This is a genomic window from Ruegeria sp. HKCCA5491 (assembly GCF_013034565.1).
GTDB lineage: Bacteria > Pseudomonadota > Alphaproteobacteria > Rhodobacterales > Rhodobacteraceae > Ruegeria.
On the sequence record NZ_WQGG01000001.1, the window covers coordinates 202,402 to 225,585 of the forward strand.

General features: G+C 55.6%; 20 protein-coding genes. 13 read left to right on the plus strand and 7 right to left on the minus strand.

The window, feature by feature from the left end; genetic code table 11:
• Positions 1-4 precede the first annotated feature (4 nt).
• The gene (locus tag GOV88_RS00995; RefSeq protein ID WP_254449153.1) at positions 5-1,240 is read right to left on the minus strand and encodes a lytic transglycosylase domain-containing protein; all 1,236 of its coding nucleotides are present in this window, start codon (positions 1,238-1,240) and stop codon (positions 5-7) included.
• A gap of 185 nt (positions 1,241-1,425) precedes the next feature.
• Here GOV88_RS00995 and GOV88_RS01000 point away from each other — a divergent pair, with 185 nt between their 5' ends.
• From GOV88_RS01000 to GOV88_RS01025, 6 genes are read left to right on the plus strand one after another with little or no spacing between them, the layout of a single operon-like run.
• A complete protein-coding gene (locus tag GOV88_RS01000) occupies positions 1,426-2,388 on the plus strand; it encodes a cytochrome ubiquinol oxidase subunit II (protein ID WP_254428835.1) in 963 nt (320 codons plus the stop codon).
• Entirely contained in the window at positions 2,385-4,475 is a 2,091-nt protein-coding gene (locus tag GOV88_RS01005) for a cbb3-type cytochrome c oxidase subunit I (RefSeq protein WP_171239269.1), read from the plus strand. The genes GOV88_RS01000 and GOV88_RS01005 overlap by 4 nt, the downstream gene beginning before the upstream one ends.
• Entirely contained in the window at positions 4,472-5,104 is a 633-nt protein-coding gene (locus tag GOV88_RS01010; protein WP_171239270.1) for a cytochrome c oxidase subunit 3, read from the plus strand. The genes GOV88_RS01005 and GOV88_RS01010 overlap by 4 nt, the downstream gene beginning before the upstream one ends.
• Positions 5,097-5,423 carry a cytochrome o ubiquinol/quinol oxidase subunit IV gene (locus tag GOV88_RS01015; protein ID WP_171125178.1) on the plus strand — a complete coding sequence of 109 codons (327 nt, stop codon included), beginning with the start codon at positions 5,097-5,099 and terminating at the stop codon, positions 5,421-5,423. Before GOV88_RS01010 ends, GOV88_RS01015 begins: the two co-directional genes overlap by 8 nt.
• A 32-nt stretch (positions 5,424-5,455) precedes the next feature.
• On the plus strand, positions 5,456-6,439 hold the full coding sequence (locus GOV88_RS01020) for an HlyD family secretion protein (RefSeq protein WP_171125175.1): 984 nt from the start codon (positions 5,456-5,458) through the stop codon (positions 6,437-6,439).
• Positions 6,436-7,959: a DHA2 family efflux MFS transporter permease subunit gene (locus GOV88_RS01025; protein WP_171239271.1), complete on the plus strand. Its 1,524-nt coding sequence runs from the start codon at positions 6,436-6,438 to the stop codon at positions 7,957-7,959. The genes GOV88_RS01020 and GOV88_RS01025 overlap by 4 nt, the downstream gene beginning before the upstream one ends.
• Here the strand turns inward: GOV88_RS01025 and GOV88_RS01030 are convergent.
• Complete coding sequence (locus GOV88_RS01030; protein WP_171125172.1) at positions 7,956-8,318, minus strand: CrcB family protein; 363 nt, start codon at positions 8,316-8,318, stop codon at positions 7,956-7,958. The two genes, GOV88_RS01025 and GOV88_RS01030, sit on opposite strands and share 4 nt — an antisense overlap.
• Complete coding sequence (locus GOV88_RS01035) at positions 8,315-8,683, minus strand: CrcB family protein (RefSeq protein WP_171125170.1); 369 nt, start codon at positions 8,681-8,683, stop codon at positions 8,315-8,317. Before GOV88_RS01035 ends, GOV88_RS01030 begins: the two co-directional genes overlap by 4 nt.
• Before the next feature lie 218 nt (positions 8,684-8,901).
• Between GOV88_RS01035 and GOV88_RS01040 the strand changes: the two genes are divergently transcribed.
• Genes GOV88_RS01040 through GOV88_RS01050 form a run of 3 tightly spaced genes read left to right on the plus strand, consistent with a single transcriptional unit; the run spans position 8,902 to position 13,014 of the window.
• The gene (locus GOV88_RS01040; RefSeq protein ID WP_171239272.1) at positions 8,902-10,482 is read left to right on the plus strand and encodes an FMN-binding glutamate synthase family protein; all 1,581 of its coding nucleotides are present in this window, start codon (positions 8,902-8,904) and stop codon (positions 10,480-10,482) included.
• A gap of 59 nt (positions 10,483-10,541) precedes the next feature.
• Positions 10,542-11,087, plus strand: coding sequence for an RNA polymerase sigma factor (locus GOV88_RS01045; protein ID WP_171239273.1), 546 nt, complete (start codon positions 10,542-10,544; stop codon positions 11,085-11,087).
• Positions 11,077-13,014 carry a VWA domain-containing protein gene (locus GOV88_RS01050; RefSeq protein WP_171239274.1) on the plus strand — a complete coding sequence of 646 codons (1,938 nt, stop codon included), beginning with the start codon at positions 11,077-11,079 and terminating at the stop codon, positions 13,012-13,014. Before GOV88_RS01045 ends, GOV88_RS01050 begins: the two co-directional genes overlap by 11 nt.
• Before the next feature lie 43 nt (positions 13,015-13,057).
• Here the strand turns inward: GOV88_RS01050 and GOV88_RS01055 are convergent, their stop codons facing one another.
• Genes GOV88_RS01055 through GOV88_RS01070 form a run of 4 tightly spaced genes read right to left on the minus strand, consistent with a single transcriptional unit; the run spans position 13,058 to position 16,968 of the window.
• Positions 13,058-13,708 (minus strand): ABC-type transport auxiliary lipoprotein family protein, encoded by a 651-nt coding sequence (locus GOV88_RS01055; RefSeq protein WP_171123408.1) that lies wholly within the window; start codon positions 13,706-13,708, stop codon positions 13,058-13,060.
• A complete protein-coding gene (locus GOV88_RS01060) occupies positions 13,705-15,021 on the minus strand; it encodes an MlaD family protein (protein ID WP_171125162.1) in 1,317 nt (438 codons plus the stop codon). The genes GOV88_RS01055 and GOV88_RS01060 overlap by 4 nt, the downstream gene beginning before the upstream one ends.
• Positions 15,022-15,026: 5 nt before the next feature.
• Complete coding sequence (locus GOV88_RS01065; RefSeq protein ID WP_171123405.1) at positions 15,027-15,842, minus strand: ABC transporter ATP-binding protein; 816 nt, start codon at positions 15,840-15,842, stop codon at positions 15,027-15,029.
• A gap of 1 nt (position 15,843) precedes the next feature.
• On the minus strand, positions 15,844-16,968 hold the full coding sequence (locus GOV88_RS01070) for an ABC transporter permease (protein ID WP_171239275.1): 1,125 nt from the start codon (positions 16,966-16,968) through the stop codon (positions 15,844-15,846).
• 239 nt (positions 16,969-17,207) lie between these two features.
• Between GOV88_RS01070 and GOV88_RS01075 the strand changes: the two genes are divergently transcribed.
• From GOV88_RS01075 to GOV88_RS20690, 4 genes are all read left to right on the plus strand, one after another.
• On the plus strand, positions 17,208-18,740 hold the full coding sequence (locus GOV88_RS01075; RefSeq protein WP_171125157.1) for a sulfatase-like hydrolase/transferase: 1,533 nt from the start codon (positions 17,208-17,210) through the stop codon (positions 18,738-18,740).
• Positions 18,741-18,851: 111 nt separating this feature from the next.
• A complete protein-coding gene (locus GOV88_RS01080) occupies positions 18,852-20,717 on the plus strand; it encodes a PAS-domain containing protein (protein ID WP_371808212.1) in 1,866 nt (621 codons plus the stop codon).
• Positions 20,717-21,418, plus strand: a complete 702-nt coding sequence (locus tag GOV88_RS01085) for a response regulator transcription factor (RefSeq protein WP_171125153.1) — start codon at positions 20,717-20,719, stop codon at positions 21,416-21,418. The genes GOV88_RS01080 and GOV88_RS01085 overlap by 1 nt, the downstream gene beginning before the upstream one ends.
• Positions 21,419-21,706: 288 nt before the next feature.
• Entirely contained in the window at positions 21,707-23,173 is a 1,467-nt protein-coding gene (locus GOV88_RS20690; RefSeq protein WP_371808206.1) for a M10 family metallopeptidase C-terminal domain-containing protein, read from the plus strand.
• Positions 23,174-23,184: the final 11 nt, after the last annotated feature.

Here is a 23,184-nt window from a genome sequence, read left to right on the forward strand (position 1 = left end):
ATCGCTAACGGCTTAGGGTTGTTTTCATATGTGCAGCAGGGAAACAGGTGGGCACCTGACCGGTCGCTTCCTGCCAGCTCCCGATCGAACGACGGGTTTTGAATCCCGCAAGGCCGTCCGCACCGCCAACGTCATGCCCCTTATGTTCAAGGGCGCGCTGCATAGCTGCGATGTCCGAACGATAGAGATCACCCACTTTGCCCCACTGACCTTGGAAGTTGCCGACACCGTATTCAATCCGGTCCCCGACATGGCCGACGAAAAGGGCATAAAGATCGCTTTTGTTGTATTCCTTCAGAACATAGAAATTCGGCGTCACCAGAAAGGCCGGGCCACTTCGTCCTGCGGGCATCATCAGGAATCCTTCGTCAGAAAGCTCATGTTGCGGGAAAGGTTTGCCCGAAACTCTGGAAACCCCCATCTCTGCCCAGTCCTGTATTGGGCGTCCCTGATCCGGCCCTTCAAGGGCGCAGGATATGGACTTTGGCACAGAAACCTCGAATCCCCAGTCGCGACCGGACACCCAGCCATGTTGCGCCAGATAGTTCGCAATAGATGCCATCGTATCCTCGGGCGATGTCCAAATATCGGATCGTCCGTCGCCATTGCCGTCCGCCGCAAAGGTCAAAAAGCTTGACGGCATGAACTGTGGTTGCCCCAGCGCACCGGCCCAACTGCTTTTCATTTCACCCGGCGGCGCATGCCCTACTTCGGCGATTTGCAATGCCGAGATGAGCTCGCCCGCGAAGTATTCTGACCTGGTACTCATGAACCCCTTTGTTCCTAGCACTTCAAAGACATTGTGCCGGATCGGGACCTGACCATATCCGCTTTCCCGCCCCCAGATGGCCAGAATGATGTGTGATGGAACGCCGGTTCTGACCTCAATCTGGGCGAGGGTTGTCGAGTGGCGCTGTGCCATCTTTCGGCCAACGGATGTTGCGCCCTGCACCGTGTTGGCCTTGAAATACCGTGCAGGTGAGCCGAATTCGGCCTGTTTCTGCTGTTTAGGTACTTTTTGTGTCCCACCCGGAGGGACCAGATCCGGCAGTTTCCAATTAAGAGTGACGCCGTTAAAGGCGCGCTCCATTGTGCGTCGGGAAACACCTTTGGCTTTGGCTTGCGGCCAAACGGTTTCCCATAACCACGTCTGGAATTGCTGCTCGACCGCTCCGCGGTCCAGTGCGGTTGCGTTTGTGGGAAGACACCAGAGGCCAAATATCACGATAAGCCAACGCATGTGCATAAGGTGTCGCCCGAGGATTGCGGCAAGTCAACACTGACGTCTGACGGCAATTGTCTGCGCGTAATTCCGCGGTTGATCATACCGGGTGCAGGACAATCCCCGGTTACGAAAAACCTTGAGAAAACTCGGAAGTCTGCCGATAGTTGCCTGTAAACAAAGGCAGGAAAGGACAGACAGGAGTGGCCACTATCAGGTTCACAAACGTGTGGCAGACACTTGGGATTGCGATCACAGTTTTCGCTCTTTGCTCGCACGCAGCCTGGGCGAGTGACAGTTTCCTGAATCCACGTGGCCCAATCGCCGAGGTTCAGAGGCTTCACCTGCTGCGCGCGACGGTCCTGATCATGCTGGCGGTTTTGCCTGTTCTGGTTCTGGTACCCTTGATTGCCGTGCGTTACCGGCGACGCAAAGAAGGTGCCGCCGCGTATCGGCCAAACTGGGACTTCTCGTCCCCTCTTGAATTCGTCATGTGGGGTATTCCGGTTCTGATCGTGGCCTTATTGTCCTTCTATCTTTGGAAAGCCACCCATCGCTTGGATCCGTACACCGCGCCCTTTGGTGAAACACCTGCCTTAAATGTGCAGGTCGTGGGATTGGATTGGAAATGGCTGTTTATCTACCCGGACCTAGGCATCGCCAGCGTCGGCGAGATGGGGATACCCGTCAAACAGCAGATTGCGATGACGTTGACCACGGACACCGTGATGCAATCTTTCATGATTCCCGCTCTGGCAGGCCAGATCTATGCCATGCCGGGAATGACAACCAAACTGCATGTTGTGGCTGACGCCCCGGCGACCATGCAGGGTGAAAATACGCAATATAATGGCCGGGGCTTCACCAAGCAGAAGTTTCAGACCCTGGCCATGCAGCCAGACGCATTCTCCGATTGGGTGGACACCGTTCGGGCCAACGGGATTCCCCTGAACGCAGACACATACCGAACATTGGCCATGCGCACGGACCGGGATGAGGTGCAGGCCGCTTTGGGTACATCTGATATGCCGGATAATGCGCTGTATTTCACCACAGAAGGCGCGGATTTGTTTCAGACAATCCTGCACCGATACCACCACGAAGAACCGTTGCCCGCAGATCAACAGCCGGGAACGGCAGAATACGGGCAGGAGGCGCAGCAATGAGTTCTGCGGATACGGGTTTCTTTGGCCGGCTAAGCTGGGAGTCGTTCCCTCTGGCTGGCCTTATTCAGACTCCGAACGCGAACGAAATCGTCGCCAATGCCGCTGCGGGTGTTGTGATCGTCGGTATTCTGGTTGTTGTCGGCGCCCTGACATGGTTCCGCCTTTGGGGACCGCTTTGGCGCGATTGGCTGACAAGCGCAGACCACAAGAAAATCGGCATCATGTATATTGTCTTCGCGATCGTGATGCTGGCGCGTGGGGTCCTTGAAGGCGTGGTCATGCGCGCGCAACAAGCAGCGGGTCCCGGCGACGGGTTTCTTGAAGCCGAACACTTTGCCGAATTGTTCAGCACGCATGGCACCATCATGATCTTTTTCGTGGCGGTGCCCTTTGTCTTTGGATTGGCGAACTTTCTGGTTCCCCTGATGATTGGTGCGCGTGACGTCGCATTTCCTGTAATGAACCAGATCAGTCTTGGCCTGACGGTCTCGGCCGGGATGATGCTGATGGTTTCTTTGCTTGTCGGTGAATTCTCGACCGGGGGCTGGACGGCTTACCCGCCCTATACGGGTGCCGCTTTCAATCCCGGAGTTGGGCCGGACTACTGGATTTGGGCAATCGTTGTTTCCGGGATCGGGACGACGCTGACCGGGATCAATTTCGCGGTGACGATTTACAAACTGCGTGCGCCGGGCATGAAATTCATGCGTTTGCCGATGTATTGCTGGACGATTATCTGCAGCTCGATCCTGATCGTTTTTGCGATGCCGCCGCTGGGTGTCGCGGCCTTGATGCTGGCCGCCGACCGGTATCTGGATTTTCATTTCTTCACCAATGACCTTGGCGGCAACATGATGAACTATGCCAACCTGTTCTGGCTGTTCGGGCACCCCGAGGTTTATTTGCTGGTTCTTCCCGCATACGGAATTTATTCCGAGGTATTCGCGACATTCTCGGCCAAGCGGCTTTACGGCTACAATTCCTTGGTCATCGCGACGATGTCCATTGCGGTGCTGTCCTTCACCGTCTGGCTACACCACTTTTTCACAATGGGTCAAAGTGCGCTGATCAATGCGGTCTTTGGTATTGCGACCATGCTGATCGCTATCCCCACCGGGGTAAAAGTGTATGACTGGATGGCGACCCTGTTCCGGGGCCGTATTCGGTTTTCGGTGCCGATGCTCTATGGTTTGGCGTTCCTTATGCTCTTTGTCATCGGGGGGCTTTCAGGCGTGATCCTTGCAAACCCGACCGTGGATTATCAGGTTCACAACACCCTGTTTCTGGTTGCCCATTTCCACAACGTCCTGCTGCCCGGGGTTCTGTTTGGCCTGCTGGCAGGGTACAATTACTGGTTCCCCAAAGCCTTCGGGTTCCGCCTGAACGAAACCTGGGGTCGTATCACGGTTGTCCTGTGGACAGTTGGCTTCATGCTGACATTCCTGCCCCTGTACTTTGTCGGCCTGATGGGAATGCCGCGCCGGTCTTTCAGTTGGGAAGACCCGAGTTTTCACCCATATATGATCGTGGCCGTTTTGGGGTCTCTGGTTATTTTGTCCGCCCTGCTTGCTGTGGTGGTTCAATTGTGGGTCAGCATTCGGGACCGCGAGAAAACCCGCGTCCCAGTTGGCGACCCGTGGGATGCCCGCACGCTGGAATGGTCAATTCCCGCACCCCCTCCGCCATACAACTTTGCCATTATTCCGCATGTCACCGACCGCGACGACTTTGCCGCCGCAAAGGAAAGGGGCACGGCTTATCCGGCGCCGGGCGCTTATGAGGACATCACCCTTCCACGTAATACGCGGATCGGATTCATACTCTGCGTTCTCAGCGGCGTTTGGATGTTTGCCTTGGTTTGGTGGATCTGGTGGTTGGCGGCGTTGGTCACCATTCTGATGTTGTTGTCTTTCGTTGCGTGGACGTTCAAAACGGACATCGAAGAGGTTATTCCAGCCGCGCAGGTTCAACAGGAGCATGAGGCCTGGCTGGATCTTGTCCACGCCTCTGCCCCCATCAATCGTGACTTTGAAATCTCTTCGGAAAATCGGGGGCGTGCTGGCCCGGACCTGGAGGTCGCCACATGAAGCGCGCACCGACACACAGTTATCCCGGCCTGAACCTTGGTCGTCGGCATCCGGGTGCTGACAAGGCCAGCGAAGTTGTCACCTTCGGCTTTTGGGTCTTCCTGATGAGCGATCTGGTCTATTTCGGGCTGATGTTCGCCATATATATCACCATGATCGACGCGCAGGCGGGCGGGCCGGGGCCACACGAACTGTTCGATCTCAAAAGCATCTTTGCGCAGACCCTGATCCTGTTGACCAGCAGCCTGACGGTCGGGCTGGCAATGTTGGCACTGAAATACAACCTGCCGCGTTCACGCATCGTGCTGTGGTTTGGCGTGACCTTGGCTCTGGGGCTCGGCTTTCTGGTGCTGGAAATCCGGGACTTTGTCGCCATGGCGGAAAAAGGCGGCGTCCCGCAGCGCAGCGGGTTTCTGTCCGCGTTTTATGGTCTTGTACCGCTGCACGGTCTGCACGTCGCCGCCGGGTGTCTGTGGCTGATTGTTTTGGGCATCCAATTGCGACTGATGGGACTGACAGATTTGCTGATGTCGCGCGTAGTTCGGCTGGCGCTGTTTTGGCATTTCCTTGATCTGATCTGGATCGGGATCATTACGATCGTTTATTTCGGAGGTCTGACCTATGGATAGACGCAGCGAAATGCACAGGCGCGAGCGGCGGCGTTATGTCATTGGTTACGGCGGTTCCCTTTTTCTGACGATAGCCGTCTTTTCTATCGCCTATGTTTTTGGGATCGAAACAAAAGGGGTCTATCTGGCAATCGGCCTTCTTGGGCTGGCGCAACTTGTCGTTCAACTGGTTTATTTTCTTCATATCGACCGTCGGCGCAGTAGCCGCGAAGACCTTGACCTGGTGCTGTTTTCAACGCTGGTCCTTCTGATCATCATCGTTGGAACAGTCTGGATCATGGGCAACCTGGCGGTCCGTATGCATACCATTCCAATGTGACCAAACCGCGATCAAAAACGGAGACCGTCAAAATGAAATCCTTTAAAGCCGTCGCGGCGGTGGCAATGCTGATTGCAGTGGGCGTTGGCCTGCTACTGTTCTGGCGCCATCAAGAACGGTACCCGTCAACCAAGGATGCCTATGTGGGGGCCAATATCGTGAATGTGGCCGCTCAGGTCACGGGGCGGGTGGACGAGGTTGCGGTCGTAGAAAATCAAGCAGTCAAGGTCGGCGACTTGCTGTTTACAATTGACGACACCCAGTTCAGCGCGTCGGTGGATCAATCCAGGGCAAATCTTGGCAGCGCCGAACAACAGGCGGAATCCTACGCCACTCAGATCGTTGCAGCCGAAGCTTTGGTTGCGTCTGCACAGTCGGCCTTGGAAACATCCAAGAAAAATCTTGAACGTTCCAAGGCCCTTTTTGCGACCGGCGATCTGGCGCAGGCGTCCTTGGATCAGGCGACATCGGATTTCGCGCAAGTCTCTGCCCGGCTGACAACCAGTCAATCAAGTCTGTTGGCATTGCAAAGCGGTTTGCAGGCCAAACAGGACGATGTTCTGTCCGCTCGGGCTCAGTTGGAGATTGACGAGGCCAATCTTGCCTGGACCAAAGTTTTTGCAACTGCGGATGGATGGATCGCGAACCTGACATTGCGCCCCGGCTCCGCCGTGCCCGCAAACGCGCCTCAGTTTTCGATTGTTGAATCCTCAGAATGGTGGGTGGACGCGAATTTCAAGGAAACGTCTCTGTCACGTATCAAGTCCGGACAGCCTGTAACAATTCAAATCGACATGCTCCCGGGGGTGACACTTAGCGGGACAGTTGAATCCATTGGCCGCGGATCTGGAGATACGTTTTCATTACTGCCTTCCGAGAATGCCACTGGTAACTGGGTCAAGGTCACGCGCCGCTTTCCAGTGCGGGTCAAACTTGATCCAACAGAGGCCCCCTTGCGCGCAGGAGGCAGCACAAAGGTCACGGTAGATACGACTTCGGATCAGGTCGAGGAATGACACCTTCGACCGCAGGCCACGTCAATCGGGTGATCGTCGTCGCCGTGGTGCTGAGCGCCATTCTCGAGGTGTTGGACAGCACGATCGTCAATGTCGCGCTGCCTCATATTCAAGCAGCTTTCGGCGCAACCACCGATCAGGCAACGTGGATTCTGACCAGCTATATTGTCTCGGCCGTTATTGTCATGCCCCTGACTGGGTTCGTAGCCCGCAGGGTAGGACGGCGGCGATTGATACTGTCGGCTGTGATCGGTTTTGCCTCCATGTCGGTCATGTGTGGGCTGTCCTGGAGCTTGGAAACGATTGTGGCCTTCCGGTTGGCACAAGGCATGTTCGGGGCTTTCCTAATTCCCTTGTCGCAGTCCATCTTGTTCGATGCCTTCCCGCGCGAGAAACGAGGACAGGCCATGGCCGTCTTTGGGCTTGGGGTTGTCGTTGCACCGGTACTTGGTCCAACGATTGGCGCGATATTGACCGAGTATTTCTCGTGGCGAATGGTGTTTTTCGTAAATCTGCCGGTTGCGGCGATGGCGTTGTTGCTATTGGCCGGAGAATTGCCTGACGACGAAACCGAAGATGTGCGGATCGATTGGAAAGGTCTTGCGTTGTTGGCGATTGGGATCGGTTGCTTGCAATTTGTTCTGGATCAAGGGGAAACCAAGGACTGGCTGTCCTCGCGCGTCATTCAGATTGCACTGATTGCTTCGGTTCTGGGCGCGCTTGGGTTCCTTGTTCACGGCCTGTCCTCGAAAACGCCGGTTGTCGACCTTCGCCTTTTTGCAGACCGAAACTTTGCCCTTTGCAATCTGGTAATCGCAGGATTTGCTATCTCGCTGTTTGGTGGCATTGCCATATTGCCAACCTTTGTACAGAACTTGTTGGACTATCCGGTTATCGAGTCCGGCCATCTGTTCATCCCCCGAGGCATTGCGGCGGGCGCTTCAATGGTTTTGACGGGCGCTGTTTTGTCATCCCGGTTCGATCCACGTGTTCTGGCCGGGCTTGGTATGCTCTTGACCGCTATTGGGAATTTCATGCTTGGTGCGCTTAATCTGGACGCGGGGTTCTGGCAGTTGGCCTGGCCAGGCGCGGTAAGCGGGTTGGGCATGGGTCTTGTGTTTGTCCCCATGTCTATTCTGGCGTTTGAGAGCATTTCGCAAGCGCGCCAAGACGAGGCTTCGGGTCTGTTCAATGTCACACGACAGCTTGGATCATCGGTTGGAATTTCTTTGGTTGGAACATGGGTCGTTCGCGGATTGCAGACCAATACATCGGTGCTGGGCCAAAACGTAACGCCGTACAGTACTGCTGCGCAAAACTATCTGGAACCGCTTGGTTTGACGCCGGACAGCGCAGAGGGCGCGGCAATTCTCGGTCAGGAGGTTTCTCGGCAGGCCGAGTTGATTTCTTATCTGACCGTATTCAACAATTTGGGTTTGTTGGCGTTCGCGACGATACCATTGCTGTTGTTCTGCAGGGCTCCCAAGCCGGGGGCGCAGGCCGCTGTGCACGCCCATTAGCGGGTGATGACAAGCCCCAGCCAAAGGGCTGACCAACACAGTATGATGCTTAGGAAGATGTTGCCTGCGGCCAATGCAATCGTGCGCTCTCGTCTCAGTTCCAGTGATTGATAGGCGAAACTGGAAAACGTCGTGAACCCGCCACAAAAGCCAAAGACCAATCGCCTTTCGTGTTCGCCCATATCGGCGGGACCCCCAAGATAGCCGATCCACAAACCCAAAATTAGGCTTCCCAGCACATTGACGATCAGCGTCGAAACTGGAAGATCGTGCCGGATTATCAATGCGATTGCATGGCGCAAAACAGCACCCAACCCTCCGCCCAGACCAAACATCGCGTGAAGGAACAGGTCGCTCATTCACCTGACCTCTGGTCAAGGGTGTGCCGTCCGATCCATTCGCCAAGGATGGCCGCTGTGATACCGATGACGACTTCTAGCCCGGCGGCGGTTGCTGCGTTCGCGACGCTGGTTTCCGCCAGACGTTCGAGCTCTTGGACAAAAGACGAGAAGGTGGACAACCCGCCGCAGAACCCGACGGCGCCAAAATGCAGGACATGAGCATGAACGCGATGTCGGATCGAATAAAGCCAACCCAGAACGAAACACGCCGCGACATTGATCCCGAAGGTCGCGGTAAAAACCGGGGCACCCGGGATCGTCGTTGAAAGGCTTTCTCGCAACAGCGAACCAGCGGCCCCGCCGACAAATACGGCCAAAAACATAAGGGCCCAAGTCCGAAACGCTGTTCGCGTCTTTTTTACAGCCAATGATCCCGCCCAAATTTACCTGTCTTTCCAGATACAGACAGCAAACAACCTGATCAACAGAAGACCCGACTTCACAATGAAGCCCTTTTTTGTGAAGTGCGGCGTAAACTCTTGCAAGCAAACGTGGATCTGCTCAACGATTGGGTAAGACTATGGCGGTATCGGAGAGCAAGATGATTGTACGCAGACTCTATTACATCCTCAGCTATGTTTGCTTGCCGTTAACTCTGCTCTGGGGTTACTTCTGGCCGCCTGCCTATTGGTTGCTGGTGATACTGGTGCCTTATGCGGTGATCGGGCTTTACGACATGCTGACTACCAAGCACAACGTCCTGAACAATTACCCTGTTCTGGGCCACTTCCGTTACATGTTGGAATTTGTAAGCCCTGAAATCCGCCAGTATTTTGTTGAGACCAATGAAAGCGGTCGACCCTTCAACCGAATTATCCGGGGTCTGGTGTATTCACGGGCGAAAGGTCAGGTCGATACTCAGGCCTTCGGCACCCAATATGACATCATGACCGTCGGTTATCACCGGGCAAATCATTCTCTGGCCCCCAAAGACGTACCGGAAAGCGAAGAGCGCGTTACATTGGGCGGTCCGCAATGCAAACAACCTTATAGTGCGTCCCGCCTGAATGTCTCGGCCATGAGTTTCGGGGCACTTAGTGCGAATGCAATTCGGGCACTGAATGGCGGTGCCAAGGACGGTGGGTTCGCTCATAACACGGGTGAAGGGGGGTTGTCGCCGCATCACTTGGCCGAAGGTGGAGACATCATCTGGCAGATCGGTACTGGCTATTTTGGGTGCCGGACTCATGAGGGTGCTTTCGACAAAGACAAATTCGCTGAAAAGGCCCGAAATCCCGTTGTCAAAGCGATTGAGATCAAGCTGTCTCAGGGGGCGAAGCCGTCGCACGGCGGCGTATTGCCTGCGGCAAAAGTAGATCAGGAAATCGCTGATATTCGCGGCGTTCCGCTGCATCAGGACGTAATCTCTCCGCCCATTCATTCTGCCTTTGACGGACCGACCGGGCTGTTGGAGTTTGTTCAGCACCTGCGGGACATGTCGGATGGCAAGCCTATCGGGTTCAAGCTATGCATTGGTCGCCCTTCAGAATTCATGGCGATTTGCAAGGCGATGCTGGAAACTGAAATCCTGCCGGATTTTATCACGATTGACGGGTCCGAGGGGGGTACGGGCGCAGCCCCTGTTGAGTTTACCAACAGGTTGGGGATGCCGTTGAACGAAGCGCTGATCTTCGTGAACAACTGCCTGCGCGGCGTCGGATTGCGAGATAAAATGCGGATTATCTGCTCGGGCAAAGTGGCCACCGGGTATGATATGGTGGAAAAATTCGCTCTCGGAGCAGACATGTGCAACGCCGCCCGTGCAATGATGTTTGCAGTCGGATGCATTCAGGCCCTGCACTGTAATACCAATCGCTGCCCGTCCGGTGTGGCAACGCAGGATCCGGTGCGGGGGCGTGCGGTGAATGTTCCTCAGAAACGCCAACGCGTGCACAGGTATCATGACGCCACGCTCGAGAGCTTCCGTGAGCTGTTGGGCGCCATGGGCAAAAGCACGGTGTCAGAATTGCGCCCGTCGGACATTCGACGCCGAACCGCAGATGAGCGAGAGCATTCGTATGGGGAACTCTACACATTTCTGGAGGAGGGGGCGCTGCTGACGGAGTCGATCCCTGCCGAGTTCAAGGCTGATTGGGACTTGGCACAGGCATCCCGGTTCTGATTTTTTCAAGAACCGCCAAGGATTGACCTTTGTGATCCGTCTTACCATTCGTGATGCGCATGAGTACTTCGGATGAGGATCTGGCAATGGCCGCCGCCAACGGTGACGCGAACGCGTTTGCCGCCCTGTTAGAGCGCCATTACGACCGGATATTCCGGCTGGCGTTTCGCCTGTCCGGACGCGCCGACCAAGCCGAGGATTTGACGCAGGACATCTGCCTGACACTACCAGCCAAGATCACGGGATTTCGCGGGGATGCGCGATTTACGACTTGGCTCTATCGAGTGGTCGTAAACGCTGCTGAAGACGCGAGGCGAAAGCGTGCCAGCCGTAGCCGCGCTGCAGATGGCTGGGGGGATGTCGAACAGATGCGACGGGCCGAGGCAGCCGAGACCGCAGAGGCCGTCGACTGGTTGCAGCGCGCAATGCGGGCGTTGCCGCCGGAGTTACAAGACACTTTGGCGTTAACGCTGGAAGACGAACTGACCCATGCTCAGGCCGCTGATGTGCTGGGTGTCTCTGAAGGCACTGTGTCCTGGCGGATGTCTGAAATCCGAAGACGTCTCCGCGCCATGCGAGATGAGGAGCTGGCCGATGACAGATGATTTGGACAAGCTGATATCCATGATGGATGCGGCCACCCCAACGCCCGATGCCAATCGGCGGGCCGCAAATGTGGCTTTGGCTCAGGAAAACTTCGTGGCAGCCCAAGGAACGGGCGCCACGAAACGTCCCACTGTCAAGCGAGGCCCGTTGGTCCGCCTGTCAGAAGGAGCTAAATTGATGTTGAATGCCCTGTCTCACCGTGGAGTTCTAACGGCGACAACGGCCATCGCCGCTGTCGCATTGGTCGTCATCCTGCCCCAGACGCGGGACACTGTCGTCCAGCCCAGTTTTCGGGTTGAAGACCACCTACCGCAACCTGTCGCCGAATTGGATCGTGAAGAAGTCGCTCCGTCGCAATCACCAGAAGTCTTGTTAGATGAAGCATCCGAACCTGTCGCGACAAGCAAACGACAGGAAACTGCTTTGTCGCAAGCAGACCAGTCGACCATCAGGATCGGTAGGGGTGCGGTGATGGAAGCGCCAGCAATCGTCGCTGTGCCGGCAGAGCGCTCGCTCAGTACCCGGATTGAACAGAAGACCGAAGCGTTTTCGAACGGGGAGACAAATCCACTTAAGGTTACGTTGGAAGATCCTGTTTCCACGTTTTCGATCGACGTCGATACGGCCTCCTATTCGATTGTGCGCTCGTCGCTTCTGAATGGTCACCTGCCGCCGCCTGAAGCCGTTCGGGTCGAAGAAATGGTGAATTATTTCCCGTATAGCTATCCTGTGCCCAAAGGGGACGCCCCATTTCGTCCGTCCATTACCGTCAGCCCGACACCTTGGAACGAGGCGACGCAATTGGTTCATATCGGTATCCAAGGGGCATTGCCCGAAATTGCTGATCGTCCCCCTCTGAATTTGGTCTTTCTGATCGACACATCGGGTTCGATGCAGGATCCAAACAAGCTGCCTTTGCTGAAGCAATCGTTCCGTCTGTTGCTGGCGGAATTGCGGCCCGAAGACCAGGTCTCGATCGTCACTTATGCAGGCAGTGCGGGGCAGGTTCTTGAGCCGACCAGAGCAACAAAGAAATCTAAAATTCTGAACGCGTTGGACAGGCTTCAGGCAGGTGGATCAACCGCGGGGCAGGCAGGATTACAGCAGGCTTACCAAGTTGCTGAAACCATGGGTTCAGAGGGCGAGGTTACGCGCGTTCTTTTGGCCACGGATGGCGATTTCAATGTCGGTTTGTCCGATCCCGAAGCACTGAAGGATTTTATTGCCCGCAAGCGCGACAGCGGCACATATCTCAGCGTTTTGGGTTTTGGCAGAGGAAATCTGGATGATGCAACGATGCAGGCATTGGCGCAAAACGGCAACGGGCAGGCGGTTTACATAGATACATTGGGTGAGGCGCAGAAGGTTCTGGTTGATCAGTTGACCGGCGCATTATTCCCGATCGCAAATGACGTGAAAATTCAGGTTGAATTCAACCCCGCGCAAATCGCCGAATACCGCCTGATCGGGTATGAAACCCGCGCTTTGCGGCGTGAGGATTTTTCGAATGACAAGGTAGATGCCGGTGATATTGGCGCAGGCCACAGCGTGACCGCAATCTACGAAGTCACCCCGGTGGGCTCTGACGCGATCCGGAACGGCCCGTTGCGGTATGGCGAGCAAGCTGTTTCCAACGGGTCAGAAGAAATTGGGTTCTTCAAGATGCGCTACAAGGAACCCGGTGCGCAACAAAGCCGTTTGATCGAACAGCCCATTCTTTCTGAGCAGGGAGAGATCACGGACGATGTGCGGTTCTCATACGCAATTGCTGGCTTTGGACAATTGCTGAGGGCTGGGGCGTATCTTGGGGGTTGGACCTTTGATGATGCAATCCGCCTGGCCAATACTGCGCGCGGCGAAGACCCTTTTGGCTACAGAGCCGAAGCCGTTACGCTGATGCGCCTTGCACAATCATTGGGTCGGTGAACTGGGACGGGCGCTGTCGGACAGCGCCCATTTTCGATCGCGTCTAGAACGACCTTGGATTGTTTGCGGCGTGGGTGTGTATCTTACGGATACTCCACTCGACCGCGTCGCGCATGGTCTTGCCCAGGGCGACATCGAAAGCTGTGACCAAGTCTTCAGTTTGATCACTGGCGGCAACGACGTTTTCCTGGAACGAGCTAGATGCGATGATCTTGTCCTCAAACTCATCGATGATCTTGATGTTCATCCGAACCTCGACCCGCACGGTCGAGGAATTGTCGGTCTCGCTTACGACTATACCTTGGAATTCGCGCAGGTCGGGAACAACAACATAGTCTGCTCTTAGGCCAACAGTTGATCTGCCGACGGCGGCCACTTTGCCGCTGTTTTCAAAACTCTCAACCAACAAAGTTTGAACGATCAGCGGCGCGCGATCTACCCATCGGGCCCTAGATAAGTACTGCACCTGCAAGGGGGTGGGCTGAATTGCGATCTGATCCGTGTTGACTGCGGCAGTCGCCGAAGGCTCTTCGACAACGATCTGCCTTTGGACGCGCGGCAGGGACGAGGAAAAGGTGCTTTTTGGTGTCAAAAGATAAAGATCGTTTGGCTTGGATGCCTGCTGAAGCGTGCCCAGCCCGGTGCAACCGGCCAACGAAACGATCGCCAGAGCGGTAAGAAATGACCTGATCATTGGCGAAACTCCGATGCTTGGGTCCCCAGTAAGAAGCGAGCGGGGTCCCGTTCGACCCTGTCCACCAACCGATCCAAGCTGACGACCAAACGCTGAGACTCTTCGATGAAGCGCGTGAATTGGGGCAAGCCAACTCGCAAAAAGTCGGACAGTTGACGCCGGTTGTCCTGCACGATTCCGTCGATAGTTCCTAAAAGTTCCGAGGCGGATTGTGACGCACTTAAGATATCGTCTGAGATTTCGTCCAAACGCTCGGTGACGTTGGTAACGGTCGAAGCCACCTGATTGGCCGCATTTCGGATATCTGCCATCACCTGACCGACATCCTCGTCAATTATGCGATTGGCCGAGTCAAAAGCGCGTTCCGCCGAGGTCAGAGTTTTCTGAGCGGTATCCATCGCACCCGTAACGGAGCCCAGTGTCTCGTTCGCGTTGAGGAATGTTTCCGTCGCCGTCGCCAGCGCCACAGAGCCTTCGTTAGAAAGACCGGTCAGATTTTCAGCCAGGGTCGACGCCCGGTCAAGAAACGGTTTGAGGTCCTGTTGAATGACCCGGTCAGCGGACTCGATGGTGTTTTTCGCGCTTTGCAGGGTCTCAGTTGCCGATTCAGACGCGGTTTTCACGCTGTTGAGCGTATCCGTTCCCGTCGTCAGAGTGGTTTCCGCAGTATCGGCGAGTTCATCCAGACGTTTCGAGAATGCCGAAATTTCTTTGGCGGCGCCACCAAGGTCCGAGGAAAGTGATTCAAAGTCTGAAAGTGTCTTGTCCAACTGGCCCGTTGCCTGTGCCACGTTTTCCAGAATATCCGATACGGCCGCGCGGTTTTTCTCATCCACGATCTTGTTGACGTCCTCAAGCAGTGTGATCGCTTTTTCCAGCAGCAGCGGCGCGCCTTCGAACAAGGATTGAATCGCACTTCGCTTGCTTTTGATCAGGCTGTCTTGCGGAAGACGTTCTGCAGTCGGAGAGCCCCCCGTTAGTTCCACGTAACTGACTCCTGTGACTCCCAGCGACTGAAGTTGCGCAATTGTTTCGTTCGTGACAGGGATTTCTGCGTCAATTTCAATGCGGACCCGCACTTTGGATGGGTCTTCTTCATCCAGATCCAACGAGATCACCTGACCCACGGGAAGACCATTGAAACTGACCCCGCCGGCCGCCGACAGGCCCGATACGTTGTCGAATAGCACGTCGTAGTAGGCGTATTGGCGCGACACTTCGAATTTTGCCAGCCACAGGAAGAACCCAAACGCTCCGAGAATACCCGCAAGGGTAAATGCGCCGATCAGGATATAGTTCGCTCGGGTTTCCATAACGTCTACCTGTCTTGCCCCTTCTCTTGCGCAGCACGCGCGCGGGGGCCCGTAAAGTATTCCTGAACCCAAGGATGATCGACTTTGGTCATTTCTTCAATCGGGCCTTCAACAAGCACGCGTTTTTCTGCAAGAACTGCGACGCGATCGCAAATGGCATAGAGGCTGTCCAGATCATGTGTGACCATAAAGACCGTTAAGCCGAGAGCGTGTTGCAATTCGCCGATCAACTCGTCATAGGCCGCGGCACCAATCGGATCCAGACCGGCTGTCGGTTCATCAAGAAAAACGATTTCCGGGTCCAGCGCGAGCGCCCGCGCAAGTGCAGCGCGTTTACGCATCCCCCCCGACAGTTCGGACGGAAATTTGCCGCAGCTCAATTGCGGCAGCCCTACCAGACTGATTTTTAGCCCACCAAGCGCGGTCATCAGGCTTTCGCTCAGCCCTGTATGTTCTCGCATCGGGGCCATCACGTTTTGAAGGACAGTCAGCGACGAAAAGAGCGCGCCGTCCTGAAACGCCACCCCCCAACGTTGTTCGATACGCTGTCGTTCCTGTTCGGGGCCGTTCAAAACGTCGACCCCCAGCACGTCGATGCTGCCGGCTGCCGGTTTGTTCAGCCCGACGATTGTACGCAACAGAACCGATTTGCCCGTGCCAGAGCCTCCGACGATGCCCAGAACCTCGCCGCGCCAGACATCTAGGTTTAGATCCTGATGTACAACTTGCGGGCCGAATTGATTGGTCAGATTGCGAACGCGAATTACGGCCTCGCGTTTTGTGTCGGTCTTTGCGGTATTCTCAAGGGGTGTCCCGTCCATTTCAGACCCCCATGACAGAGAAAAAGATTGAAAACAGGGCGTCCAGCGCAATGACCATGAAGATGGATTGAACGACCGAAGCGGTCGTGCGCTGCCCAACGCTCTGGGCCGAGCCCTTGACCTGCATTGCCTGCCAACAGGCGACGACTCCGATGACCAGTGCAAAGAATGGCGCTTTGATCATCCCAATGGCAAAGTGCCAGATGCCGGTGTTCTCCTTCAGCCGGGTCGCAAACATGCCCGGGCTGACATCAAGGTCGATCCAGCTCATCAACCCTCCGCCAAACAGGGCGGCCATGTCAGCTATGAAGCCCAGGATCGGCAGCATGATCAGCAGGGCGACAACGCGAGGGATCACCAGTACTTCGATGGGATCCAACCCCAAGGTTCGCATCGCGTCAATCTCTTCCTGCACTTTCATCGAACCTATCGAGGCCGTGAATGCCGATCCAGACCGACCCGCCACAATAATGGCCGTCAGCAGAATGCCCAATTCCCGCAGGACTGAAATTGAGATCAGTTCGACGACAAAAATTTCGGCGCCAAACTGCTTGAGTTGCGTTGCGCCTTGAAAAGCCAGAACAACGCCGATCAGAAAACCCATCAAGGCCACAATCGGGATCGCCTTGAATCCGACCTCCTCCATCTGCGACACCAATGCGGCACGGCGCAGCCGGCGCGGCATCAGGACAGTTCTGAACAGCCGATGTAAGGTCAGGCCCAGAAACCCCAGAATCGACAGGCTGTCGTTCCAGCCTCCAACAGTGCGTTTGCCGATAGTCGCAACCCAGTCGGCAAAGGTGCGATGATGTGCTGCGGCACCCGGTTCGTCGGGGATGTTTTTGGAAACCGTGTCAATCAGGTCGGAATATGCAGGTATCACACCCTGAAACTGAACATCTGCCCCCGTTGCCTGAACACGGCGCGCAAGGTCGGCGACAAGCCAGGCGCCGCCGGTGTCCAGGGCCTGCACATTCGTTAAATCCAGTACGACCGAGGTCCCGTCAGGTTTGAAAGAAGAAAAAGCGTTTTCAACGCTGCTGAGTGACTGCGTCACCAATTCACCTGATACCTTGAGGTAAACGCCGTCGGCGTTCCAGTCAGATTGAATCGCTGGTTGTGTCATGGGCGTATGTGATGTGAAACCGCGTTGCGCTGCAATGCATTTTTGCAGGCCATCCGGGGAATGTGGCTTAACAACAGCGCGTTCGCGTCGGTTCCTTTGGCCTTGTTTGTCAGGGCCATGAACTTGCTTAGGGCCGGGCAAGGGGCGTTTGGATCTCCGCGCGACAATCTTGTTGCCCGCGACCGCGAACCAAGACAGAGTTTGCCCGGACCCACGTCTACGGAATCATGGAGAATGGAATGCGGCGCGCGGGAAATGTCCTGTTCATCATCATAGATCAATTGCGGGCCGATTGTCTGAACGGAGCGTTGGCCGCGCATGTCGACTTGCCGAACCTGCGGGAGTTCATGACGGATGCCGTTACATTTGACCGCCATTATTCCGTGACGAATCCGTGCGGACCGTCCAGAGCGTCGATTTTGACAGGCCAATACGCGATGAACCATCGTTCAGTGCGCAATGGAACGCCTTTGCGGCATGACACACCAAACATTGCCACCGAGGTGCGAAAGGCTGGGTACGTGCCGTTGCTGTTCGGCTATACCGACACTACGGCAGACCCAAGGGTTCACGACCCCAATGACCCGATCTTGCGATCCTATGAAAACCCGATGTCCGGGTTCGAAGAAGTTGTCGAAATGCGGTTGGAGGAATCTTACCCTTGGCGATCCCATCTTTTGCAAAAGGGTTATGAATTCGACGATTACTGGGACGTCCATAAACCCGTAGCCCCAGACGCAAGCAAAGCTCGCCTTAATGACCCAGCCATGTACGCGGCGCAAGACAGTGATACCGCGTTCCTGACAGACGTATTCCTGAACAGCATGGCGTCGCGCGTAGGTGAGGGTTGGTTCGCACACTTGACCTATATCCGACCACATCCGCCGCTGGTGGCCCCCGCGCCTTATAACAACATGTATGATCCGACCGCTTTGCCCCGGCCTGTTGGCTTTGCCGACGCAGACAGCGAGCGTGCTTTGCATCCTTTCTTTGGGCCGACGATGGCCAAACAGACTCCTGCCGATTTTGTTTTGGGTTTCGACCAGGTCGACCCGACACCCGAGAACATCCAGACGCTAAGAGCCGTGTACCTGGGGCTGGCCACCGAGGTAGATCATCACGTGGGTCGTGTTCTCCGGTTTCTCAAGGACAGCGGCCAGTACGACGACACTTTGGTAGTCATCACCGCCGATCACGGTGAGATGCTGGGGGACCGACATAGTTGGGGCAAAATGACTGTCTATGATGCGGCCTACCACACGCCTCTGATGATCCGCTTACCTGGAAATCAGGCTCGGGCAGGCGCGGTTGTATCAGAACCAACCGAGTCCATAGATATCACCCCAACCATTCTGGAATGGGTTGGACAAACGATCCCAAACTCGATGGACGGGCGATCCCTTATGCCGGTCCTGCACGGGCAGGTCCCGGATGATTGGCGCAGCTATACGTTCAGCGAATTGGATTTTTCCCAACCAGAAAGACCAACCATCTGGCAGAGAGAACTGGGAACCGGCCACAGCGACTCATGCCTTGGAATACTGCGCGACGCCCGGTTTACACTGGTTGAATTCGCCGCGGACGTGGCGCCCATGCTGTTTGATCACGCTGCTCAGGGAGAGATGGAGAACGTCGCTGAAAAGCCAGAATACGGGACTGAACTTGCACGCCTGACGCGCCTTATGTTGCGCCATCGGATGCGAAATATGGACCATACTTTGTCCCTTCACTCGATCACGCCAGATGGGCCTATGTCGAAAGACCGGTTTTGAAGTTCACCCAACCTGTCACGCCGAACCCCCCTACACCTGCGATAATTCCGGTGTTACGCATGAGGGGTGCGGAGGGCGGATTTGAACATTACTGAAGAACAGATCAAGACTATGACAACCGCGGGCCTTAACCTGATTGGGCAGGGTTTGTCTATATATGACAATCAGTTACGGCTGGTTGTCAGCAATCGCCCGTTCCAGGCCATGTTTAACCTGCCTGATCACCTTGTCGAACCCGGTTCGCTGTTTCGCGATACAATCCAATACCTTGCTGAAAACGGCGAGTATGGAGATGACGCCAGTGTCGTGGAAATTGTCGAAACGCGCGTCGCTCAGGCCCTGACATTCGAGCCGCATTACCTGGAGCGGGTACGTTCTAACGGTCAGGTTATTTCCGTTGAAGGCGCCCCATTGCCAAATGGCGGCTGGGTGGCTGTTTATACAGACATAACCAATACTAAACAGGCTGAGGCATTGCTGCGTGCTCGATCGGTTGAGCTGTCCAGTCAGCTTCTGGACCGCGCTGAAGAGCTGTCCGCAACCAATCGAAAACTGGCGGCGACAAACGCAGCTTTGGAAGAGGCCAAGCGTCAGTTGACCGAGATCGAAGCCCGCACGCGCATGACGACCGAGATGATGCCAGCTCATATCGCGCATTTGGATGCCGAGGGGCGGTACGATTATTCCAACCGACGGCTTAATTCCGTCATGCCCGGACGCCCATCCGAGATTTTGGGAATGCATATCGAACGGGCATTGGGCGCGGCCTCTTACGCGCGTGTCCAGCCGCACCTGAAAAAAGCCTATGAGGGTGAAACCTCGGTTTTTGAATTCACCGAAGATCAGGGATCCAGACGTATCCGCGTGTCCTTTACGCCAGACAGTGTGGGCGGCGTCTATGTCATGTCAGTCGACATTACCGAAGAGACACAGGCGCGGGTTGCTCTGCAGCAGACACGCAGACGGGCCATGGCGGCACAAATGACAAGCGGGCTGGCGCATGACTTTTCCAACCTGTTGACAATCATCCTTGGCATGCAATCCCGGTTGGACAAGATGGATCTGCCGGAACCTGCGCGCGAATTGGTGGCAGCGACACAACAGACTGCCCGGCGGGGTGGGCAACTGCTCAACCGTATCGCCGATATGACGGGTAGCCGGACACCTCAGCCAAAGGCGACCGATATGCGTGGTTTGCTGGAAGACCTGCGCATTCTGGCGTCACCCTCTTTGCCGCGAGGGGTCGGTTTGTCGGTGGTAAACACTCTTCCGGACGAAGCTTTGATGCTGGATCCCGGAATGCTGCAGGATGCGCTACTGAATCTTGTTCTCAATGCTAGAGATGCGTGTCGCGAAACGGGTCAGATTACGATCAGCGCCCATACAGTGGGTTCGATTTGGGTCGAAGTCACAGTGTCGGACACTGGTCCGGGGTTCTCTGCCGATGCCTTGAAGAAAGCATTGAACCCGTTTTTTACCACCAAGGGCAGCGAAGGGTCAGGTCTGGGTTTGCCGATGGTGTATGACACGGTGAAACTGGCCGGTGGTGATCTGAACTTGCGCAATACTCCGTCGGGGGCTTCGGTTGTTTTGCGATTGCCCTATCGACCGGCGCCACCTGTTCAGGAAGGTATGGTTCTTTTGGTCGAAGACAGTGACGACCTGCGCAGTCAGTTCCGTGACATGCTGGTTGATCTTGGTTTTTCGGTGATCGAGGCGACATCGGTGGATGAAGCTCTGGCGCTTGCGTCAGATATCGAGGATATCGTGCTGGTGCTTTCTGATATCCGTCTTGAAGGGGAAGGCACCGGGTTGGATTTGCTGGATCGGTTAAAGGCCAAGTTGCCATGTATCCTGATGACGTCCTTACCTTACTCCGACCCCTTGCATCGAAAGGCGCTGACGCTTGCGCCGGTTCTGCGTAAACCCTTTACGAGGGCTCAATTGTCCGCCCTGATCCGCGCGGAGGCTGCGTGATGACTCAACCTTTGGTAACCATCGTCGATGACGAACCTGAAATCCGCCGGATTTTAACTGATGCGCTCGAAGATGCGGGGTTCAAGACACAAAGTTTTTCACGGGCCCGCGAATTTGAGGCATCGCTGAAGCGTGTCACGCCGGATGTCTGTCTTGTGGATTTGTCCTTGCCCGATACCGATGGCCTTGCGTTGGTTCACAGGCTTGCGCTGGAACAGGGTGCGGCGGTGATAATCATTTCCGGCCGGGCGCAAGTGCAGGACCGAGTAACAGGGCTGGAGCTTGGCGCGGATGACTATATCACCAAGCCCTTTGATCCGGCAGAAGTCGTTGCACGCGTCCGGGCAAGGCTGCGGTCGCCACGGTCCCAAATCACACAGTCGGACGCAGCACGGTTTAACGGATGGACGGCTTATTTCGACCGCTACATCCTTGAGAATAAGGCCGGGCAAGAGACACCGTTCAGTCACGCCGAGGGTGAGGTTTTGCGGCTGTTTCTGGAAAGCCCAAAAAGGCTGATAAGCCGCGCCCAAATGCAAGAAGCGTTAGGCGGAGCGGCGGGTGAAAGTTTTGACAGGGCGATGGATGTCAGAATTTCCCGTTTGCGTACAAAGTTGGGTGAAGACCCAAAAAACCCTCGCCTGATCAAAACAATCTATGGTGCCGGCTACATATTCCTTGGGGATGTGGATTGGCTGTAGCGCGGCGGGCGATGGTCTTGAAACTCGCAGAAAGACCAATCGTCTTGCATTGTTGGCGGGGGCAACCTGTCTGCAGTCGCGCAGGTGCCGACGTCTTTTGACGACGTTTTGGTTTTGGCACAGAAAGACATTGGGCAAATCGCGACGTACTCAGTTGATGCGCAAGGGGATTTGCAACTTGTTCAAATGGTCTCAGCCGCCGCAGATTCGATGCAGACGGTCACGATTGGGGCAAATCACGTTGTCGTCGCGTCCGATTCAACCTCAAGTTCCGTAAAGACATTTAGCGTGGATGACACGACCGGTGGTCTCAGTGTAGTCGACAATAGCGAGGTCTTGGCGACACTGGGAATTGCAGTACCGACTAAGATCGAGGTCGTTCAGGCCTATAACCAGTCCTGGGTGATCGTGGCTGGGTCGGAGAGCAACTCGCTGAGTGTGATGAAGCTGACCAGCGATGGACGCCTAGACCCTACAGACCATGTCTTGGATTCCCGGCACACGCGGTTCGAAACTGTTCAGGACATTTCCGTTGTCAATTTAGATGGGCACGTGTTTGTCGTGGCCGGGGGTGGGGATGACGGGGTCTCGTTATTCACCCTGATTCCGAACGGGCAATTGGTCTATCTGGACAGCTTTGCGGATACGGTAGAAAGCGGTCTGCAAAATGTCGAAGCGTTGAGTCTTGCGCATGTCGGGGATGAGTTGCAGGTGCTTGTCTCTTCGCAACAGGATGCTGGGTTAACACAACTGTCCGTTGATCTGCCGGATTTGGGTGCGGTGCGCAAAGGGTTCGGAACCGTCCATGGCACAGCCGGGGCGGACAAGCTGAGCGGCGGCATTCTGGACACAGAATTGTTGGGGGGCGCGGGAGACGACATTCTGATAGCTGGCACGGGATCGACGACCATGACCGGCGGGTCAGGCGCGGATATCTTTGTCATGCAATTCGGAAGCGATCCCACGACAATTACCGATTTTCAGGTTGGTCTCGACCGTCTTGATATGTACGATTTCCCGCTTCTCCGAACTCCGGGACAACTGACGTTCACTTCTACGCATCATGGCGCCAGGATCGGTTACCTTAACGAAAAGGTCGAGTTGATCTCTGCGTCGGGGGGCGGATTGTCAGCGGATCAAGTCTTTGGTGCGGGCTTTGGCGGGCCTGACCACATACCAGTCGATTTCGGAGATTTCGGCGGTCTAGACCCCGGAAGCTCGGACGGTGTTCTGGGGCCTGTCACCATTAATTCCCAAACCGAAAACCCCGCATTGGGACAGGCTGAAGTCAGGTTTTCTCTGGATGGCGGCGGCACGGTCAGTGTGCGCACGGATGAGGATGGACGGTTTGATTTGGGTTTGCCGCCTGGAGTGTTCTCGGGCGATTTGGATATCGTAAAGACCTATTCCACGGCGAGTTCAGATATTGATGCGTTGGACGCATTGCAGGTCTTGCGAATGTCCGTCGGGTTGAACCCGACATGGGGAGCTCCAGCACCGGAAAACATCATTGCTGCCGACATAACACGGGATGGAACAGTCAATGCGCTAGATGCCCTGGCCATTTTGCAAACAGCCGTTGGTCAAACGTCCCAGCACAAGCCTCAATGGGTGTTTCTGGATGATGACGCGGACCTTTCGGGTATTACCAGATCGAATGTCGACTACGAGACAGGCGTGGGTGTCACGATTGATGGCGGCGGTTTCGTGACGGATATGACATCTATATTGCTTGGTAATCTGGAGCCTGTTTAAACCGTCGTAAC

Coding starts and splice junctions, on each gene's coding strand:
- GOV88_RS00995 (WP_254449153.1), bottom strand. CDS start 1,240: ATGCGTTGGCTTATCGTGATATTTGGCCTCTGGTGTCTTCCCACAAAC.
- GOV88_RS01005 (WP_171239269.1), top strand. CDS start 2,385: ATGAGTTCTGCGGATACGGGTTTCTTTGGCCGGCTAAGCTGGGAGTCG.
- GOV88_RS01010 (WP_171239270.1), top strand. CDS start 4,472: ATGAAGCGCGCACCGACACACAGTTATCCCGGCCTGAACCTTGGTCGT.
- GOV88_RS01015 (WP_171125178.1), top strand. CDS start 5,097: ATGGATAGACGCAGCGAAATGCACAGGCGCGAGCGGCGGCGTTATGTC.
- GOV88_RS01020 (WP_171125175.1), top strand. CDS start 5,456: ATGAAATCCTTTAAAGCCGTCGCGGCGGTGGCAATGCTGATTGCAGTG.
- GOV88_RS01025 (WP_171239271.1), top strand. CDS start 6,436: ATGACACCTTCGACCGCAGGCCACGTCAATCGGGTGATCGTCGTCGCC.
- GOV88_RS01030 (WP_171125172.1), bottom strand. CDS start 8,318: ATGAGCGACCTGTTCCTTCACGCGATGTTTGGTCTGGGCGGAGGGTTG.
- GOV88_RS01035 (WP_171125170.1), bottom strand. CDS start 8,683: ATGTTTTTGGCCGTATTTGTCGGCGGGGCCGCTGGTTCGCTGTTGCGA.
- GOV88_RS01040 (WP_171239272.1), top strand. CDS start 8,902: ATGATTGTACGCAGACTCTATTACATCCTCAGCTATGTTTGCTTGCCG.
- GOV88_RS01045 (WP_171239273.1), top strand. CDS start 10,542: ATGAGTACTTCGGATGAGGATCTGGCAATGGCCGCCGCCAACGGTGAC.
- GOV88_RS01050 (WP_171239274.1), top strand. CDS start 11,077: ATGACAGATGATTTGGACAAGCTGATATCCATGATGGATGCGGCCACC.
- GOV88_RS01055 (WP_171123408.1), bottom strand. CDS start 13,708: ATGATCAGGTCATTTCTTACCGCTCTGGCGATCGTTTCGTTGGCCGGT.
- GOV88_RS01060 (WP_171125162.1), bottom strand. CDS start 15,021: ATGGAAACCCGAGCGAACTATATCCTGATCGGCGCATTTACCCTTGCG.
- GOV88_RS01065 (WP_171123405.1), bottom strand. CDS start 15,842: ATGGACGGGACACCCCTTGAGAATACCGCAAAGACCGACACAAAACGC.
- GOV88_RS01070 (WP_171239275.1), bottom strand. CDS start 16,968: ATGACACAACCAGCGATTCAATCTGACTGGAACGCCGACGGCGTTTAC.
- GOV88_RS01075 (WP_171125157.1), top strand. CDS start 17,208: ATGCGGCGCGCGGGAAATGTCCTGTTCATCATCATAGATCAATTGCGG.
- GOV88_RS01080 (WP_371808212.1), top strand. CDS start 18,852: ATGACAACCGCGGGCCTTAACCTGATTGGGCAGGGTTTGTCTATATAT.
- GOV88_RS01085 (WP_171125153.1), top strand. CDS start 20,717: ATGACTCAACCTTTGGTAACCATCGTCGATGACGAACCTGAAATCCGC.